This window comes from Parafrankia elaeagni (assembly GCF_000374165.1).
GTDB classification, from domain to species: Bacteria; Actinomycetota; Actinomycetes; order Frankiales; family Frankiaceae; genus Parafrankia; species Parafrankia elaeagni.
In genome coordinates this window covers 295,012-314,182 of the sequence record NZ_KB893670.1, presented here as the reverse complement: position 1 = coordinate 314,182, position 19,171 = coordinate 295,012, and the positions used below count along the sequence as shown (strand labels likewise).

The window sequence follows — 19,171 nt, the reverse complement described above, 5'->3', positions numbered from 1 at the left end:
GTCACGAGGCGGAGGTACGGCCCGACACGCCGCTGTCACGGGCGACCGACCTGCCGAGCAGGCGGTCGTAAACCCCGACATACTGGCGGGCCGAATGCCGCCAGGACAGCTCGTTCTCGATCCGCTCCCGCCCGATCGTGCCCAGCTTGCTGCGCCGCTCCGGATCGTCGATGAGCTCGGCCAGGGCCCGCGCGAACGCCGACGGCTCGTCGGTGGTCGCGTAGACCGCTGCCTCCCCCGCGCTCACCCGGGTCTCGGTCAGGTCGAAGGCCACGACCGGTAGGCCGAACGCCATGTACTCCAGCGTCTTGTTCATGGTCGAGACCTCGTTCAACGGGCTGCGCGGGTCGGGCGAGAGGCCGACGTCCGACGACGACAGGTAATCTTTGATCATCGTGTCGTCGGCCCGGCCGGTGAACTCGACCCACTCCTGGAGCCCCAGCCGGCCCACCTGTGTCTTCAGATCAGCGAGACAGTCGCCGAAGCCCATGAGGACGAAGTGGCAGTCGGTGCGGCCAAGCACGTGGACGTAGTGGTCGATCGCCTCCACCAGGCCGTCGACGCCGTCCTGAGGCCCCATCACACCAAGGTAGGCAGCCATGTGCGGACGGCCTCGGCGTAGCTCCGGACGAGGCGGCACCGGCTGCATCTTGGCCAGGTCGGGGCCGCTACGCACTACTGTCACATCCTCCGGGGGACGCCGCCCCCGGGTGAGCGCGATCCGGCGGTAGGACTCGTTGGTCACGAGAACGTGGTTCGCGAACCGCTGGTTGCCGCGTTCCAGCACCAGCAGGAGGCGGTACAACAGATCGTTGTCCCGGCGGAAGCGGGACTGGTAGACCTCCGGACACAGGTCATGGTGATCGAAGACGAACTTCTTGCGGAACAGTCTGTGGAACAGCGCGAGCGCCCAGTAGGTGTCAGGCGGGTTGCATGCCTGGATCACGTCAAAACCCGGTTTTCTGGCGGCCGCGAAGGACAGGAAGAACGTCCGTAGCCAACAGTAACCGAACTCGAAGGCGTAACTGGCCAGCCCGGTGGTGGCCGGAGCCCCGCGGTAGGTCCAGATATGCACGCCGTCAACGACCTGGTACCTGCGCTCTTTCGGCCCGCGCGGACAGATGACCGAGACGACGTATCCGGCCCTGATCAGGGACTGCGCTTCCTGCCAGACGCGCCGGTCGATACGGACCGGCAGGTTCTGCACGATGATCAGCACTCGCCCGCGGGGCTGGCGCCCGGCGTCGGCTCCGGCGGCGTCCTGTGGCTCGGGCAACTGGGTCCGCTCCATACCGGCGTGGTTGTCGAGTCGCGGCGTTGTGGTCGACTGCTCACTCGTGACGGCCTCAATAACCGACGAGCTGCGACCGGCGTCTTCCTGTCCCACCATCCCCCCCAGGCGGTATGGGAACCAACTCGCCGGCCGTTCGGCCGACGTTCACCCTCCAGGAGCGCCCCTGACCCGCGAGTGAGGTGAAGCGGTCACATTGCGGAGGAGCCGGAGTGCCGGCGGCAGACCAGTGGTGGACCGGTAGCCCACGCACGACAGTCTGTCAGATCTACGCGCCACGGGAATGCTACCCCGACCGGCCGAGGCGCCGAGGGCGCCTCCCGATTCGCCCGGCGGAATCTGATCGCCGGCGATCGGGTTCTCTTGCTTGCTGTCACCCCAAGGTTACGCATTGTTGTTTTTGCTTTGAGGTGGTGTGGCGACCTGCAGGTTTGGTGTTGGCGGGTGGCCAGCGCCTCGCGCTCCCGGACGATCTCATCGATCAGCGACGAGCCGGCCGCCGGACCATCGGCCGAATCCCCGTACGGAGCCCGACCCCGGTCTACCCGCACTCGCTGGTCTGGCGCCGGGACAACGCCCATCCCGTCCTCGGCATGCCTGTCGATCACCTTGCATCCACGCGAGTCAGCCGGCCGTCAGCCACATCTCGGTGAGCAGTCCATACCAGGTTGCCAGGCCCGCTGTTCGCGCGACCCGCGCGGCCGCCTCCGGCCGCCGCGCGCGTGCTCGCCGACGAGGAGCAGCGCGCCTCGCCGGCCGTGGCGGCTGTTCTCGGGCCCGCCGCTGACCGTCCCCGGGGGGCGCGGGTGAGGCGGCGCGGTGCGGGCCGGCCTGCCGTCACCGCGAGGGCGTCGGAATCGTGACATGGTGGGCGTTGTGAGGGTTCTCTACTACTCTGTCGGGCTTCCGTCTAGTCTGTCGTAGCTGTGGTGCCGGGGCTTCGTCCGCTTCATTCCTCTACGTGGCCCGGCGGAAGCCGGGCGGCACGATCGCAGGGATGTCGTGGGCACCCGGATCCGTGCAATACTGGGGGAATTTTCGAGGGATTGTGAATACTCATGCGGGCTCGGTCACGTCTGCGGCCGATGTTGACTGGTTCGTCGGGCAGCACCGGTTGTTGACGGGTAATGTCACTCAGTTCTTCCGCGGCAACACCGCCGTCGTGGAACTTGTGCTGACCTGCATGTATGCCGAGGGGCACCTGCTTCTCGACGATGTCCCGGGAACCGGGAAGACGTCACTGGCGAAGGCTGTCGCCCATTCCGTCGGCGGGTCGGCGCGGCGGGTGCAGTTCACCCCGGACCTTCTCCCGTCGGATGTGACCGGGGTGCAGATCTGGGACGAGCGGTCCCGCTCCTTCGAGTTCCATCACGGGCCGGTCTTCGCGAACGTCGTGCTCGTCGACGAGGTCAACCGGGCGTCGCCGAAGACCCAGTCGGCCCTGCTGGAGGTGATGCAGGAGCGGCAGGTCACCGTCGACTCGGTGACGCATCCGGTGCCGCGGCCGTTCGTCGTGATCGCGACCCAGAACCCGGTGGAGCACGGCGGGACCTACGAGCTGCCGGAGGCACAGATCGACCGTTTCATGGCCCGTGCGTCGGTGGGGTATCCCGGCCACGAGGCGGAGGTCGAGATCCTCACCGCGGGCACGCGGGGCGCCGCTCCGGAGGATCTCGAGGCGGTTGTCACCATCGCCGACCTCGTGCGCATGACCAGTGTGGTCCGCGGGGTGTACGTCTCCCGGGAGGTGTTCGACTACATCGTCATGATCGTCGCTGACACGCGCCGCCGGCCGGAGCAGATCCGGCTCGGCGTGAGCCCGCGCGGGGGGCTGGCACTGGCCCGTGCGGCGCAGGCGCGGGCAGCGGCGAACGGGCGGTCGTTCGTGACGCCGGACGACGTCAAGGCGCTGGTGCCCGAGGTACTGGGACACCGGATCATCCTACGTCCCGAGGTCGCGCTCGACGGCGTCACCGCGGACGGCATCCTCGGCCAGATCGCAGCCTCGGTGCCCGTCCCGGAGCACCGCGCCGCCCGGGGATGATCACTCGGTCGGGCTGGGTGGCAGTGGCCGTCACGGTCGTGCTGTTCGCGAGCGGGCTGGCGCTCGGTTATCGGGAGCTGGTCGCGCTGGCGTCCACCGGCCTGGCGACGCTGGCGGCGGCGGCCGGGTGGATGGCCGTCCGCCCGCAGGTGCGGATCGTGCGGCGGATCGAGCCCGCGCGGGTCACCGAGGGCGGCGCGGCGCGCGGGCTCCTGGCGGTGACCAACACCGGAACCCGTCGCTGCCCGCCGTTCCTCGCCGTCGAGACGGTGGGAGGCAGGCGGGTGCGGGTGGCGGTCCCGAGCCTCGCGGCTGGCGAGACGCGGGAGGTGGCCTGCCTGCTGCCCACCGACCGGCGGGGGATCTTCCCCGTCGGTCCGCTGACCGTCGGGCACAGTGACCCGTTCGGGTTGTTCCACGCGGCGCGGTCGTACCCGTCGCAGGCGCGGCTGACAGTCCAGCCGAGGCCGGAGTCCGTCCTCCCGCCGCCGACCGGGCGGTCACGTGAGACCGACGGCCGGACCTCGGCTGCCGCACCCACCGGTGGCGTGGCGTTCCACAGCCTGCGCGAGTACGTCCGCGGCGACGACCTGCGGCTCGTGCACTGGCCGTCGTCGGCCAGGACCGGGACGCTGCTGGTCCGGCACAACGTGGTGCCGCACGAGCCGCGGATGGTCGTCGTCCTCGACACCAGCGCCGCGCCCTACACCGATGACTCCTTCGAGGAGGCGGTGCGTGTCGCCGCGTCGCTGACCGTCGCCGCCTTCGACGGGGGCCTGCCCGTCGACGTGCGTACCACCTCCGGGGCGCGGTTCGCGGCCGAGAGGGGGCTGTCGGCCCGCGGGGAGCTGCTCGACCTGTTCGCCGCCGCACACCGCGGCGAGGACGACCCCGGCCTCCCGGCACTGCTGCGCCTCGGGTCGGCCGGCGACGGCGCGGCGCTCGCCGTCGTCACCGGGGCGCCGGTACCGGCCGCGCTGGGAGCGGTCACCGCTGTCCGGCGGCAGTTCGCGATGCTCAGCGTGGCTATGATCACCAGCGAGCGGGTGGCGGCGCCCGCGGGGGCGTTCGTCGTAAACGCCGCGACCAGCGGGGCGTTCGCCGCCGCCTGGAACCGGGCGGTCGCCGTCCGATGAGACAACTGCTGAGACGACTACGGCGGCCACCAGGCACGGGGCGGGCATGGCCGAGGCCGGATCTGGCCTGCCTCCTCGTCTGCCTGTTCGCCGTGGCGTGGGCCGCGAGCACCCTGTTCACGGGCTACGGAGCCCTGGCTGTCCTGGCAGGCGCGGTGCTCGCGGCCGCGGCGGTCGTCACGGTGACAAGCCGGCGCACACGGCGGTTCGACGTGCTCGCGGCCGTCAGCGTGGCTGGCTTCGCCGGCTACTCGCTGGTGACCCTGTTCGGGCCGCTGAGCACGCACGGCCCGTTCGGTGCCCGCGCCTTCGTCCCTGCGCTGCGCGCCGGCTGGTCCGCCCTGCTGACGACTGGTGTTCCCGCCGACCCGGAAGCCGTCCTGCTGGTCACCCCCGTGCTGCTGGTGTGGCTGGCGACGGCGGCCGCGGTGGCGCTCGCGGTCACCACCGGGGCGGCGCTGCCGGCGCTGGTGCCGGTGCTCGCCGGGTTCGTCGCCGCGCTCGCGCTGACCGCGTCCCACAGAGGTGGCACGCTGCCGGCGGCCGTCCTGCTGGGGCTGTCCGGCCTCGGCTTCGTCCTGGTCAGAGCCGAACCGCCCGTCTCGGGCGACGGCGCTGCCGCTCCCGGCGACGGCGCTGCCGCCCCGAGCGGAGTCGTTCGCACCGGGGGCGGCGGTGGGCTGTCCGGGCGGTTGCTGCTCGGCCTGCCGGTCGTGGTCGTGGCGGTCGGGCTGGGGGCGGTGGTGGCGATCGTCATGCCCTCCCGCGCCCCGGCCGATCCCCGCACGCTCCACGACCAGTCGGTCTCGTTCAGCCGGGAACTGAACCCACTCGTCGAGGTACGGGGTCAGCTCACCGCCACACCGCCACGCCGGCTGGGCACCGTCCGGCTCGCGTCGTCCACCGGTCGGCTCCCCGTGGACCGGGTGACGACCGCTCTCCTCGGCGACTTCGACGGCGCGCGCTGGCGCAACGGGAACACGTTCGTACGGGCGGGTGGCGTTCCCCCGGAGGGGGAGCTCGCCCCGGTGGAGCCGGCGGTGACGGTGCGTGCGGACATCTCCTTCGACACGCTTGCCTCGCCGCTGCTGCCCGGCGTGGGCTGGCCCACCCGGCTCGCCGGCGCCGGCCTGGCCGTCGACTCCGAGACCGGTGCGCTGCTGGCGACCGGGCCGCCCGCGGACGGCTACCGCTATCAGCTCACAGCGGCGGTGCCCGCACCCGACCAGCCGCGGCTCGACGCCGCCGTGCCCGGATCCGGCCCGGAGTTCGCCCGGTACCTCGGCGTGCCGGCGGGTCTGCCCGCGGATCTCGTCGCCGTGGCCACCACCGCGACAGCGGGCGCGCGGACCCCGTACGCCCAGCTCACAGCACTGGAACGGTACCTGCGCGATGCGGCCCGGTTCCCCTACGACCTGAACGGGCGTCCCGGCCAGTCGTACGGCTCGCTGACCCGGATGCTGACCAGCCCGGACCAGCAGGAGCAACGCGGGTACGCCGAGCAGCATGCAGCCGCGTTCGCCCTGCTCGCGCGGGTGAAGGGCTTCCCGTCCAGGATCGCGGTCGGCTATCTGCTCGCCCCCGGCGGTGACGGTGGCCAGGGCGTGTTCGAGATCAGCCAGTCGCGGGCGCACGCCTGGCCCGAGGTCTACCTCGACGGGATCGGATGGGTGCCGTTCGAACCGACGGACACCAGCGACCTGGACCGCCAGTCGCCCGTCGACGCCGCCAGCGCGGAGGGCGACGGAGCCGCACCGCCGGAACCGGACCCGGCTGTTGACGAGGCGCCGCTACCGAAGGTGGAACCGATCCCGCTGCTCCACGCGCCACCGTCCGGGGGCGGCGGCGCGATCCGGTCGGCCACGCTGTGGCTCCTGATCGTGCTCGCTGCCGTGCTGGTCGCGGTCCCGCCGCTGCTCGTCGCGGAGAAGTGGCGCCGGCGCCGGCGCCGGCGGGGAGGCGGGACGCCCGAAGCGCGGATCGCGGGCGCCTGGCGGGAGGCCCGCGACCGTCTGTGGGACTGGGGCGTGCCACCCGACCGGTCACGAACAGCCACCGACGTGGTCGAGGACGCGCGTGCCCTCGGAGCGCCCGCCGCCGAGGTGGTGGAACGGCTGGGTGTGCTCATCACCGCGGCGGCGTACGCCCACCCGGGCAGCGTCGGCCCGGCGGACGCCGCCCATGCCTGGGCGCTCGTGGACGACCTGCGCCGAAGGCTTGGCGAAGGACGTCCGCTCACCCGCCGGCTGCGCGCCGCGGTGAACCCGCGCCCCCTCCTCGGCCGGCGTTTCCCGCTACCGCCACCGCACCCGCGTTCGCGTTCGCGCGCCGGTGTGCCCGCGGCGTTCACCGGCAAGGGGGCATGACATGGCTGGCACCGCACCCACCGGGCGACCGCGACGTCGGGCCGGGGCCCGGCGGCTGGAGATCGGCGTGGCGGTCGCGCTGCTGCTGAGCGGGCTGATCGTCGCCGGCACCGCGACCGGGCCGCGCCAGCGGGCGGTCAGTTTCAGCGACGGCAAGGCCTGGCTGGTGTCGGACGCCGTCGGGCAGGTAGCGCTCGTCGACGGCGTCTCGGAGAAGATCGTCACGCAGGTCACGGTGGGTGCTCCGAACCTGCCGCCGGGGACACTGGCCGCCACCCAGTCGGAGCTCGACGCGTACGTCACCGACAGCGCGGCCGGCGTCGTCGGCCGGGTCAGCGGCGCCACCTATGCCTGGACCGGTCGGGAGGGAGTGGCCGAGCCCGGCGACCCGGACCAGCTTTTCGCCGGTGCGCACGCGCTCTACCTGGTCAGCGGTCGCTCGGGCATCGTCACCACGCTCGACCCGCAGACCATGCGGGTGCGTGGCCGGCAGTCACTGGCCGCCCGGATCGGGCCGGACAGCGGCGTCGTGGACGAGCGCGGCTGGCTGTGGGTGATCGACGGCATCACCGGCGACCTGGTCTGGTTCGACGGGACGACCCGCCGGGAGCACCGGGCCGCGGTCGACCCCGAGCACACCCGGCTGGTCCTCGTCGACGGGCGTCCCACCCTGGTCGACCTCGGCGGGCGCCGGGTGGCACCCATCACCGCCGATGGTGCGATCGGGACGTCCACCTGCCTGGACGTCGCGCCCGGCGACACCACGGCCCGCGTTGCCGGAGACCCGCAGGAGCCCCGGGTCCTCGCGGCGATCGGCAGCCGCGGCGTCCTGATGATCGCGGATCTGGACAGTGGGCGCTGCCAGTCGGTCGTCGACCTCCACGCGGCGAGCCACGACCTCGGGGCGCCGCTGACCGCGGCCGGGCGGGCCCTCGTCCCGGACTACACCTCAGGCCAGGTGCACATCGTGGACCTGACAACCGCCGAGCTCCTCGCCGCGCCCGAGGTGCTCCCCGAACGCCGCCGGTTCACGCTCGCCTCCCAGGGCGGCTTCGTCTTCTTCAATGATCCGTCCAGCGACGAGGCGGGTCTGATCCGTCCGGACGGGTCGACGGCGGCCGTGCGCAAGTACCTCGCCGCGGACGCTGCGGACGCTGCGGACGCCCGAGGCACCGGCGGCACCGGCGGCACCGCCGGGGCCGGGGCTGGCGGAGGCACCGGTACGGGCACCGGGAGCGGTGCGGGCGCCGGGGGCGAGCCGCCGACGACCCCGCCAGCCGGTCCCTCGACCGAGCGGACCCCGCCTGTGGCGTCCCCCGGCCCGGATCCCGGAGACACCACACCACCTCCCGGTCCGGACCCGGCTCCTCGACGTCCACCCGGGCAGCCGGGGACCCCGCCGCCGTCCGGCCCCGGTGTCCCCGGCGGTCCCGGTGACCAGACAGATGACCAGACAGGAGACCAGCGGAACCTGCTGCAGATCGCCGCCAGTGAGACCGCCCCTTCGGTCGGCGAGGCCGTCGTCCTCCGGGCCACCATGGCCGACAACACCGGTGTGGACAGCGTGACCTGGAGCTTCGGCGACGGCGACGGCGCCACCCTCGCCGGCGGCCGCGCGAACCATGCCTGGGCGGCACCCGGCAGCTTCGTCGTGACGGCCGATGCATCCCTCGCCGACGGCCGGTCCGTCACCGCCGTCGCCACCATCCCCGTCAGCCGCGACGACCCGGAGCCGGGGGAGCCCGGGCAGGATCCCGTGCCTCGGCTCACCGTCGACCCGAGAAGCGGAGGCTCTCCGCTGACCGTGACGGCCGACGGCTCGGCGTCCACCGCGGACGGCGGCCCGATCGCCAGCCACTCGATCGACTTCGGTGACGGGATGACGCAGCCCGGGCCCGGCGCGACCCACACCTACACCCGGCCGGGGATCTTCACGGTCACCCTCACGGTGACCGACGCCGCCGGTCGGCGGGCCGCCGTCACAGAGCGCGTCCAGGTCAACGAGGTGGCTCCCACCGGGCCGGACGCGCAGCTCGGCGTGAGCGCTGCCGGGACGTCGGCGCCGACCGAGATCGTCGCCGACGCGTCCGCCTCCACCGCCGGCTCCACCCCGATCGCCACCTACAGGTTCACCTTCAGCACCGGCCAGACCGTGGGGCCGCAGGCGTCCTCGACGGCCCGGATCGCAGTCAGCGCGGGCGGCACCTACGCGGTGACGGTCACGGTGAGTGATGGCGAGGGTCGGGAGTCCACCGCGAACGGCAGCGTGACCGTGCCGAGCGCGATGGTCGGGCCCCGGGCCGCTCTGGCACTCATCACCCCGCCCGCCGGCGGCCAGGGCGGCACCTACAGCCGGGCGCTCGACGCCTCGGCCTCGGCGCCGGGCTCCTCGCCGATCGTGTCGTACACCTTCGACTTCGACGACGGCCATGTGGAGGGCCCGCAGCCGGACCCGGTCAGCGGCTACTACATGTACGGCGAGGGCGGCGACTTCGTCGGCACGGTCACCGTCATCGACCAGAACGGGCTGCGGGACACGGCCAGCGTCGACATGCTCGTCCGTGCCCGGGATGCCGAGATGTCGCTGTCCAAGACCCTCGTGTCCACCTCCGTCGCCGGAACCCGGTACGAAGTGACGATCAGGGGCGGGGTGGATCCCATCGTCATCAGTTCGATCAGCGGCCCGGTGGACGGGGGATGCTCGGGAACACGCCTGATCCCTGACCACACGTGCACCTTCGGTGCCACGCTGCCGGCGGGCAGCACGTCAGCGGTGGTGACCGTCACCAGCGACGCGACGAACAGCCCGCAGTCCATCGACCTCGGCCAGTAGCCCGCGATGCTGTTCGAACGGGCCCAGATCCAGGCCGCGCTGCCCGGCTACGAGATCGAGGAGCCGCTCGGGCGGGGCTCCAGCGGCCTGGTGCTCGCCGCGAGCCACCGGCACATCAGACGGCGCGCGGCGGTCAAGGTCCTCACCGTGTCCGCGCGGGCGGACCGGGCGGGCTTCCGTCACGAGGCGGACGTCCTCGCCGGCCTGGATCATCCGCACATCGTGCGGATCTACGACTACGTCGAGCAGGACGAGCTCTCCCTGCTGGTCATGGAATCCCTGCCGGGCGACACGCTGGCGGCCCGGCTGGCGCAGCCGAGGCCGCCCGTCCCGGCCGCCGAGGCGTGCGCGCTGGTGCTCGCGGCCGCCGACGCGCTGGACGCCGCCCACCGGGCCGGCGTGCTGCACCGGGATGTCAAACCGACCAACATGATGTTCGCGGCGGACGGGACGTTGAAACTCGTCGACTTCGGCATCAGCAAGTTCTTCCACCCGCCCGGGACGTCGGTGACGACGATCGCGGGCACCCCCGGCTACATGGCGCCGGAGCAGTTCGGTGGTGCCCGGGTCGGCCCGGGCACCGACCTGTACGCGCTGGGGGTGGTGCTGTACCGGCTGCTGTGCGGCACCCCGCCGTTCGGCCCGTCCCTGCCGCCGCTGGAGCTGTGGCGGCTGCAGCGGTCCGCGCCACCGCGCCCGCCCGCGGGGATGGCGCCGCAGCTGGCCGACCTCGTCGTCCGCGCCCTGGCCCCCCGGCTGGAGGACCGTTTCGCGGTCGCCCGCGACTTCGCCACCGCCCTCGCCGTGGGCGCGTGCACGGTGTTCGGTCCCGACTGGCTCGAGCGGTCGGGGCCGATGGTGCGCGTCGACCGCGAACTCCTCGACCTGGCCCGCGGCGTGGGCTCCGACGGCGCCGCGAAGACGCCCTCCACCGGCGGGTCGGTGCCCGACACCGAGTCGGTATCCCGCACTCTGCGGCAGAACGTCGCCCGTCCCCGCCCGTCTGGTCCAGCCGGGCCGGCGGCGGACGAGCCCGTGACCGACCGTCCTTCGCCGGGCGAACCGTTGGCGGACGAGTTCTCCGTGGATGCGCCCGCAACGGGCGCTCCTCGGGAGGCGCCGTCCACGGACGATCCCACGGTGGAGGCCCCGGCCGGGCACCCGCTGGCCGGGCTGGGTCCGGATCCCGGGAAAATGACCCGGCGGCTCGATCCGTCGGCCACGCCGGCGGACGAGCCCACGCCGGTGCTCGCCCGGCGCGTGTCTGAGGTTCCCGCACGGCCGCTTTCCGCACGGCCGGTCGCGGCACCGGTGGCGTCCGGCACGGGTGAGCTCCTGGTCATCGAAACCGGCGTGACCCCGGGAGCGCGGCCGCGGGCGGGTCTGCGTTCACCCGTCCTGGTGGTGCTGCTCGCCGCCGCCGTCGCCGTGGTGGCGGCGCTCATGGGGCTGGCACTGCACGGGAACGATCATCCGGCGGCTTCGGACGGTGTCAGCACGGTTCCGCTCGACGGGCAGGCCGGTTCCGCCGCGAGCCCTCGGGGGGTGGCCCAGCTCGGCGAGCAGGCGCTGGACGGTGGCACAGGCGCCCGAGCCGAGGACGTCGCCGTCTCTCCCGACGGGATCCGGGTGGCGGTCGGACGGCGGTTCAGCGGCGGCGGGCTTACCGAGCCGGTCGCCTGGCGATCGGTCGGCGGCTCGCCCTGGGCGCCCACGCCGGTGACGAACGGTGGTGGCGGCGGCGCGATGGCCGCGGTGACCTTCCTGCCCGGGTCCGGTTTCGTGTCTGTCGGCTCGGCCCCCGCCCCCGCCCCGGCCCCGAAGGAGCCTGAGCCGGAGCGGGCCGCGCCGGTTGCCGCCGTGTGGACCTCCCCGGACGGGGAACGATGGCAGCCCGTACGGGGAACCTGGTCCGCTCCCGCCGCCGGTCCGGTGGGGGAACTCGGCGAGGTCGTCATCACCGGCGACGGTGCGCTGCTGGCTGTCGGGCATGGGACCGGCCCCCGGGAGACCGAACGGTTCTGGCGCTCCACCGACGGCGGCGCGGCCTGGGAGCAGCTGCCCGTGAGCGGGCTGGACGGCCCCAGCGAACAGCACGTCGCCAGGATCGTCGGGCTGCCCGGCGGGCGCCTGCTCGGCGCCGGGACGGAGCCGGAGGCGGGCCGCAGCATCACCCGGCTGCGATGGTCCGGCGACGGGACGGACTGGCGTAGAGCGACCTCCGAACTGCCCAGGGGTGCCCTCGTGCACGGCCTCGCCCGGCTGGCTGACGGCCGGGTGCTCGCCGTCGGCAGCATCAGCGTGGACGTCGACGGACCGATTCCGCTGGTCAGCGTCAGTGACACCGGAACAACCCGATGGGAGGGGTACCGGGCCGAGGTGGACGGGGACCTCTCGGGGACGGTGACCCTGTTCGGCACTGTGGACGCCGGAAACGAGGTGCTTGCCGCCGGCGGTGTTTCGGGTGACGAGCCGGAAACCTGGAAGGCGGCGGTGTGGAGCGTCGAGCTGCCGCCCCTGGCCGGCGCCACAGCCGGCTGACGCCCTCGCGAGGATCCGGGAACAGGCAGCCCCCGACACCTGATACCGGCATACCGGCGGTGGTACGTCTGTCGGCGACGAGCCCGGGCACCCGCTGGCGCGCCGGGCGCAACCCCGCGGCCTCGGAGCTGGGCGTCCTCGTCGGTTCCGCCGGCCCGCCGACGCGGCCCGGCGGCGCGGGCCATGTCCTGCTGTAGTCACTGCTGTGCGGAACGGGGTGTCGGCACCCGCCTGGGTGCACGTTCGGTTGAGCTGAGTGATTTGCCTGGGTTGTCGGCCGTCGCTATGCTCCGGACGGTGTCGGGCCAGGTTCTCGTACTGCCCGCGAGGCATCGTGCCCCGCGGCGCGGGGCGGCGGTACGGGTCGCGTGGCACCGCACCGGTGGCTGGTGGCACATCCCTTTTCTGGTGCTGCTCGCGGCGGGCCTCGCCGTCCGTCTGGTAGCGGTCGCCGGGTACCGGCCGGCGCTGTGGTTCAACGACAGTTACGACTACATCGGCGTCACCCTGCGGCCTGAGCCGTATGTGGTCCGGCCTTCGGGTTACAGCTTCTTCCTGCGGCTCCTGCTGCCCTTTCACAGTTTCGAGCTGGTGGTGCTCGTGCAGCACCTCGTCGGGCTCGCCGTCGGCGTCGCGATCTACGTCCTGCTGCTGCGGCTGGGGACGCCCGCGTGGCTCGCCGCGGCCGGCGCCGCCCCGCAGCTGCTCGACGCCTACCAGATCGCGCTGGAACATATGGTCCTGTCCGAGACGCTGTTCACCGCGCTGTTGGTCGGTGCCGTGATCTGCCTGCTCTGGAACCGGCGGGTCGGTGTCCTCGGCGCGCTCGGTGCCGGCCTGTTCCTGAGCGCCGCGTCGGTGACCAGATCCGTCGGGCTGCCGCTGGCGGCCGTGGCTGGTCTGTGGCTGCTGGTCAGATGGCCCGGGTGGCGGTCGGCGGGTGTCTTCGCCGCCGCCCTCGCGATCCCGGTGGCCGCCTACTGCGGCTGGCATCAGGCCGAGCACGGAACGTTCGCGGTCTCCGGCAGCACCGGAATCTTCCTGTACTCCCGGACGGCGACCTTCGCGGACTGCGCGGTGCTCAACCCGCCGGAGCGGCTGCGGATCCTCTGCCCGACCGGACCGGTGGACTCCCTGCAGGTCCCGTCCGACTACATCTGGCACGGCGAATCGCCGCTGTTCGGCATTCCCGGGTACACGTACGACCCGGAGAACATTCCCGGGTTCACGTTCGCCCCGGAGAAGGAGAAGCTGGCGCGGGAGTTCGCGGTTCTCGCAATCACCCGGCAGCCGGGCGACTACCTGCGCACCGTCGCCCACGACTTCCGCCGGACGTTCCGCTCCCGCCTGGACGACTACCCGAGCCGGATGGTGGCCGAGCGCTACTCCTTCGCCGGAGCGATGGTCCCCATCACGGGCAGGACCGACCGTCAGGTGGCCGACCTGCGCGCCTACGAGCGGGGGGAATTCACCACCACGGCGCACGACCCGGCTGCCCGGTGGCTGGTCTCCTACCAGCGCGACGTGCGGGTGCCCGCGCCGGCCATCGGCCTGCTGCTGGCGGCCGCGCTGGCCGGCGCGCTGCTGTCCGTCCGCGACCGGGCGCTGCGTGCCCCGCTCCTGCTGCTGGCCGCGGTCGCGCTGCTGGCGCTGCTCCTGCCGCCGGCCACCGCCGGCTTCGACTACCGGTACGTGCCGCCGGCGTTCCCGTTCCTCGGGGCCGCCGCCGCCCTCGCCGCGGCCGGCGCGCTCCGCTTCGGCCGTGGACTCGGCCGCGGACTCCGCCCCGGCCCAGGCCCGGCTGCACCCGACCCGGCCATACCCGTCCAGGCTGGACCCGGTCGGGGGAATCTGGGTCAGGTCGAGCCGGGTCAGGTCGAGCCGGGTCAGCCGCGCGGGGATCCGGGCCCCGCGGGCCCGGCCGGCTCGCCGGGATCCGCGGGTTCGAGAGCGTCCAGCCAGCGCTCCACCACCTCCAGGGTCTCCTGATGCCCCGTGGAGAGCCCCAGCGCGCTCTCCATGACCAGCACGCGCGAGATGCTCGACATCAGAACCGTCGCGACCACCGGTGGGAGCTGGACGGGATCGACGCCGCGGGCCGCCAGGACGATGGCGAGAGCGGCCCGCTCCGCCTCGCGGAACCGCTCGGCGTAGGCGGCGATCTCCGCCCGGATGGTCTTGCGGTGGTTGGCCAGCGCCATGAACTCGACCATCATCGCCGTCCCGCGCGGGTCGACGTCGATCGCCCACAGCGCCCGCAGGCAGCGCGGTGAGCTCAGCGCGCGCTGCAGGCGGGCCAGGTTCGCCTCGGCGCCACGGCGGAAGACGGCGAGGAAGAGGTCGTCCATCGAGCGGAAGTAGTAGTGCACGAGGGCCGGTTTGATGGACGCCCGGGCGGCCACCCGGCGTGAGCTGACCGCCGCGTACCCCTCGTCCAGCATGATCTGCGCGGTGGCGTCGAGCAGCGCCGCGCGGGTCTTCGAGTCCTCCCCGCCGAGACGGCGGGCCGGGGCCGTGCCGGCGGCGCTGGCCTCCCCGGTTCCTGGAGGCGAGGAGCTCGGCACCCGCACAGCATAGTCGCGGGACGGTCACGCGCCGCGTGGAAGCCGCCCGGCCGGTGCGTGGCTCCGTTACCCTGACAAGATGGCCGCATCTGCTCATCTGACCGAGAGACCGGCAGAAACGGTCAGGGTCGGCCTGGTGGACATGCGCCGCGGCGGCACCGCGCTCGGCGGCAGCTACCTGCACGAGGGTGCGGGAATGGTCACCGGGTGGCACTCCCACAACCTGCACCAGATCGAGTACGCCATGGCCGGTGTGGTCGAGGTGGAGACGGCGAGCGCCCACTACCTGCTCCCGCCCCAGCAGGCCGCCTGGATCCCCGCCGGCCTCGAGCACCAGGCCACGCTCAACCCCGGGGCCCGCACGATCGCGGTGCTGTTCGACCCCGGCATCATCCCCCGTTCGGACGCCCGCGCCAGCATCCTGGCGGTGCCGCCACTGATCCGGGAGATGATGATCTACGCGGTGCGCTGGCCGATCGCGCGGCCCGGCGGCGACGCGGTCTCCAACGGCTTCTTCCGGACGCTCGGCCACCTGGTCGCCGAGGCGCTGGAACACGAGGCCCCGCTGAGCCTGCCGACCTCGTCCGACCCGGTGGTGGCGGCGGCGATCGCCTACACCCAGGCGCATCTCGACGCCGTCTCGGTCGGGGAGGTCGGTCGGGCGGTCGGGGTCTCCGAGCGGACGCTGCGCCGCCAGTTCCAGACCACACTGGGCATGTCCTGGCGGGAGTACCTCCTGCAGGCACGGCTGCTGCGCGCCATGGCACTGCTCGCCAACCCGGCGATGTCGGTGCTGGAGGTCTCCACCGCGGTGGGCTTCGAGAACCCGAGCGCGTTCGCGCGGGCGTTCGCCCAGCACTGCGGTGAGAAGCCGTCCGCGTACCGGCGCCGGACCACCGGTGCCGCGGCTCAGCCCGAGCCGGACCTGCCGTCTCCGCGCCGGCCGGGTGTGAGGACGTCCTGACCGAACCTGGCCGAACCTGGCCGGTCACGTAATGCCGGGTGCCGGGTGCCCCGTCGGGCGTCGGGTGCCGGGCCGGGTGCCGGGTGCGGCGCTGCGCGACCGGGGAGCCCGAAGGGGGTCATACCGGCCCGTCCGGTGGTCACCGGGCACGGCCGCGGGGTAGGCAGGTCTGCATGCGCACCACTCGAAGCAGATCCGGCCCCCTTCTCCTGGCTGCCGCGACGTCACTCGCGGTGCTGCTCACCGGATGCGGCGGAGAGGACGCGGCTGACCAGGCCGTCGAGCCCGCCCCGGTCACCGCGGGGGCGAGCGCGCCGTCCCGGCCGGCCGCGGGCGGCCCGGCGACCACGGAGGTGACCGACGTGAAGGACGGCCCACCCACCTGTGCGGCGTCCGGCCTCACCGCGGTCGTGGCGGATCTCGAAGGCGCGGCGGGCCACGTGTACGGGCACCTCGTGCTCACCAACAGCGGCTCGACGCCCTGCACGATCACCGGGTACCCCGGTGTCTCGGTCGTGGACGACGCGGGTCGGCAGATCGGGGCACCGGCCGACCGGACCGGGCCGGCGGGTGAACCCGTGACGCTGGCACCGGGTGGCCGGGCGACCGCGACGCTGGCCATCACGCAGCCCGGGCTGCTGCCGGGGTGCGAGAGCACTGATCAGACGGTGCGTGGGACGAGCCTTCGGGTCTACCCGCCGGACGACCGGGCCAGTGTGCTGGCGCCGGTGGCCGACGGGGTGCGGACCTGCCGCGACCCGGCGGTCCACCAGCTGACCGTGACCACCTTCTCGGCTGCCTGACCCGGCCGGCGTGCGGAGCCGGCCGGCGTGCGGAGCCGATCGGCGTGCGGAGCCGGCCGGGCAAGTGCCTCCGGCGGGGTGGAAACGGGCCGCCGGGTCGCCGGTGTCGGTGACCGGGGTTACGTTTCCGGACGGCGTCCAGCCCGCGCAACAGCTCCGAGCCGGCGGTGGCTCCGCACCGTCGGTGGCCTCGGGGCAGGAAGCGAGCGTCAGCCGATGGTCCGGATCCGCCCCCTCAACGCCTTCGACACCGCCCTGCTCGACTACCAGCTTCTGCACGCCGACGTGCCGATCAACGTCAACTGCCTGCTCGTCGGGACGGGCCCGGCACCCGGTATCGAGGCGCTGCGGGCCTGGGTGGCCGAGCGGCTGCTCCGGTTCCCGCTGCTCACCGAGCGGCTGGTCTGCCTGCCCGGACGCCGGGCCCGGTACGGGTGGCGCGCGGATCCCGACGTCGACCTCGACCACCTCGTTCGGGAGCACCCGCCCGCCGGCGTCCTGGGCGGGGGCGACGGCGGGGCCGGCGAGCCGGGTTTCGCCGGCACGGAGCTGCGTGACTTCGTGGAGCGCCACAGCAGCGCGGTCGTCCCCGTTGCCGGCCCCCCCTGGCAGCTGTGGCTGCTGCGTGCCGCGGACGACACCGCGTTCGCCCTGCTGTACCGGGCGAGCCACATCCAGCAGGACGGCACCGCCAAGAACCTGGTGCTGTCGGCACTGTTCGGGGTCGGCTCCGACCCGACGGCGTTCGTGCCGCCGCAGCGCCGGGAGCCGGGGCGGGCCCGGTCGCGGGAGGTCGGTGCGGCCGTCGCGCGCTCACTGCAGTGGCTGGCTCCCACCGCCAGGTCGGCGCCGTTCACCGCACCCTGGCTCGGGCGGACCACCCACAGCTGGGCCACGACCTCCCTGGCCCGCCTGCGGGCCATCGGCGCGCCGGTCGGCGGCACGGTCAACGACGTCTTCCTCGCCGGACTGGCCGGGGCACTGCGGCGCTGGGAGGGAACCAGTGAGGCCACGGAGGGCCTGCCGGTGGCGATGGCGATCAGCACCCGCCAGCCGGGCGAGCGTGCCATGCTCGCGAACTTCGTGGCCGGGGCACGGATCGTCCTGCCCTGCGCCGAGCCGCTGCCCCTCGATCGGCTGCTCGCCGTCCGGGACCGCACCGACCGGCTCAAGCAGGGCGGCACCCTCGGGGTGGGGGAGCGGCTGCTGTTCGAGCTGCTGCCCGCCCGGATCCGCCCGCGCCTGTTCGGCGCCGGGCTGAGCGGGCGGTCGTCCGCGCTGTCGGTGTCCAACCAGGCCGGCGCACCGGGCCCGCTGGCCGTCGCCGGCCAGCCGATCACCGCGGCGGTGCCGATCCCGACGTTGTTCCCGGGGCAGCGACTGGCCTGCCATCTCAGTGGCCTCGGCGACACCGTCAGCGTCGGCACGGCGGCGGACGCCGGGCTGCCCGGGTCCAGGGATCTCGCCGGTCTGTGGGAGGCGGAGGTCGACCTGCTGGAGGAGGCCGTCCGCGCGCTGCTGGTCGGCAACGGGCAGTGGGGTGGCCGGCGTGCCCGCCGCGGGTAGAGCCGCGGGTAGAGCGGTGGCCGCGGGCAGGGCGGTGGCTGCGGGCAGGGCGGTGGCCGCGGCGGCCGTCCTGGTGGTCGCGGCCTGCCTCACTCCGGCGGCGGCGAGCGCGGACGGACCCACCCGGCCCGGTCGGGCGGGTGCCGGTGCCGGTGCCGGTGCGGGTGCGGGTGCGGGTGCCGGGGAGGGCCCCGGGGAGCATCTGGTCCGGCTGCGCCATGCCGGGATCGACCGCCACGCCGTCGTGCATGTGCCGGCGGCGGCCCGGTCGGGCAGCTCGCTGCCGGCGCTGTTCCACTTCCCGGGCATGTTCGAGACGCCGGAGATCGCGGACGCCTCCGCCGGGCTGGCGGCGTTCGCGGACCGGGCGGGGTACCTCCTCGTGATCCCCGGGCATGAGGGGATCGGCTGGCAGGGCGTGCCCGGTGGACAGGACGCGCCGCCCGTTGACGACCCCGGTTTCGTCCTTGCCCTGACCGATCTGGTGGTCGCCCGGTACGGCGCCGACCCGTCCCGGCTGTACGCCTCGGGCATGAGCAACGGCGGCCTGTTCACCCAGGGCCTCGCCTGCCGGTACCCGGACCGTTTCGCCGCGTTCGCGACCGTCGCCGGGTCGGCCCCCGGCGTCGGCTGCCCGTCCCGGCCGCCGGCGCCGGCGCCGGTGCCGATGCTGGTGATCCACGGCAGCGAGGACAAGGTGATCAACTACGGGCAGGCGGAGGCCGGTGCCCGCGGCTGGGCGGACGTCGCCGGCTGTGCCCAGACCACCCTGGACACCCCGCTGCCGGACCGCGACCGGGCCGACGGCACCACCGTCGTGCGCCACGAGTTCACCGGATGCCCGCCGGGCACCCCCGTCATCCTCGACGAGATCGTCGGCGGTGGCCATCTCTGGCCCGGCGGGGACCCGCTTCTCCCCGGGCAGGCCCTCGGGCGCGGAAACGGCGATCTCGACGCGAACGAGGCGATCTGGGCCTTTGTGTCGCGCTTCCGGCTGCATCCCTGACCGAGGGGGCCTGGTCGCGGACAGATCGCGCATACGCTTCGAACGGAGGGCGTATCC

The 19,171-nt window shown here is 73.6% G+C and carries 13 protein-coding genes; 11 read left to right on the top strand and 2 right to left on the bottom strand.

Annotated features, from left to right (window positions below; all coding sequences use genetic code 11):
• Nucleotide 1 precedes the first annotated feature (1 nt).
• On the bottom strand, nt 2-1,276 hold the full coding sequence (locus tag B207_RS0101345) for a glycosyltransferase family 4 protein (protein ID WP_230204771.1): 1,275 nt from the start codon (nt 1,274-1,276) through the stop codon (nt 2-4).
• A 1,132-nt stretch (nt 1,277-2,408) separates the two neighbouring features.
• Between B207_RS0101345 and B207_RS0101340 the strand changes: the two genes are divergently transcribed.
• The 7 genes from B207_RS0101340 to B207_RS32025 all read left to right on the top strand — a co-directional run bounded on the left by B207_RS0101340 (nt 2,409) and on the right by B207_RS32025 (nt 14,200).
• A complete protein-coding gene (locus B207_RS0101340) occupies nt 2,409-3,335 on the top strand; it encodes an AAA family ATPase (RefSeq protein ID WP_018634706.1) in 927 nt (308 codons plus the stop codon).
• Nucleotides 3,336-3,352: 17 nt separating this feature from the next.
• Complete coding sequence (locus tag B207_RS0101335; protein WP_326828383.1) at nt 3,353-4,471, top strand: DUF58 domain-containing protein; 1,119 nt, start codon at nt 3,353-3,355, stop codon at nt 4,469-4,471.
• Complete coding sequence (locus tag B207_RS32040) at nt 4,468-6,837, top strand: transglutaminaseTgpA domain-containing protein (RefSeq protein ID WP_084691945.1); 2,370 nt, start codon at nt 4,468-4,470, stop codon at nt 6,835-6,837. The genes B207_RS0101335 and B207_RS32040 overlap by 4 nt, the downstream gene beginning before the upstream one ends.
• Before the next feature lies 1 nt (nt 6,838).
• Entirely contained in the window at nt 6,839-9,670 is a 2,832-nt protein-coding gene (locus B207_RS32035; protein ID WP_035739609.1) for a PKD domain-containing protein, read from the top strand.
• A 6-nt stretch (nt 9,671-9,676) separates the two neighbouring features.
• Complete coding sequence (locus tag B207_RS36605; RefSeq protein WP_051102301.1) at nt 9,677-12,211, top strand: serine/threonine-protein kinase; 2,535 nt, start codon at nt 9,677-9,679, stop codon at nt 12,209-12,211.
• A gap of 59 nt (nt 12,212-12,270) precedes the next feature.
• Complete coding sequence (locus tag B207_RS39385; RefSeq protein WP_018634700.1) at nt 12,271-12,408, top strand: hypothetical protein; 138 nt, start codon at nt 12,271-12,273, stop codon at nt 12,406-12,408.
• Between the two features lie 73 nt (nt 12,409-12,481).
• Nucleotides 12,482-14,200 (top strand): hypothetical protein, encoded by a 1,719-nt coding sequence (locus B207_RS32025; protein WP_195905214.1) that lies wholly within the window; start codon nt 12,482-12,484, stop codon nt 14,198-14,200.
• Here the strand turns inward: B207_RS32025 and B207_RS0101305 are convergent.
• On the bottom strand, nt 14,098-14,775 hold the full coding sequence (locus B207_RS0101305) for a TetR/AcrR family transcriptional regulator (RefSeq protein WP_051102324.1): 678 nt from the start codon (nt 14,773-14,775) through the stop codon (nt 14,098-14,100). The genes B207_RS32025 and B207_RS0101305 overlap by 103 nt on opposite strands.
• A gap of 79 nt (nt 14,776-14,854) precedes the next feature.
• On the opposite strand from B207_RS0101305, the gene B207_RS0101300 reads away from it, so the two are divergent.
• From B207_RS0101300 to B207_RS0101280, 4 genes are all read left to right on the top strand, one after another.
• Complete coding sequence (locus B207_RS0101300; RefSeq protein ID WP_051102299.1) at nt 14,855-15,739, top strand: helix-turn-helix transcriptional regulator; 885 nt, start codon at nt 14,855-14,857, stop codon at nt 15,737-15,739.
• Nucleotides 15,740-15,912: 173 nt separating this feature from the next.
• The gene (locus B207_RS32020) at nt 15,913-16,542 is read left to right on the top strand and encodes a DUF4232 domain-containing protein (RefSeq protein ID WP_035739608.1); all 630 of its coding nucleotides are present in this window, start codon (nt 15,913-15,915) and stop codon (nt 16,540-16,542) included.
• A gap of 216 nt (nt 16,543-16,758) precedes the next feature.
• Entirely contained in the window at nt 16,759-18,108 is a 1,350-nt protein-coding gene (locus B207_RS0101285) for a wax ester/triacylglycerol synthase domain-containing protein (protein WP_018634694.1), read from the top strand.
• 34 nt (nt 18,109-18,142) lie between these two features.
• Nucleotides 18,143-19,114, top strand: coding sequence for an alpha/beta hydrolase family esterase (locus B207_RS0101280; protein ID WP_230204769.1), 972 nt, complete (start codon nt 18,143-18,145; stop codon nt 19,112-19,114).
• The last annotated feature ends 57 nt before the right edge of the window (nt 19,115-19,171 follow it).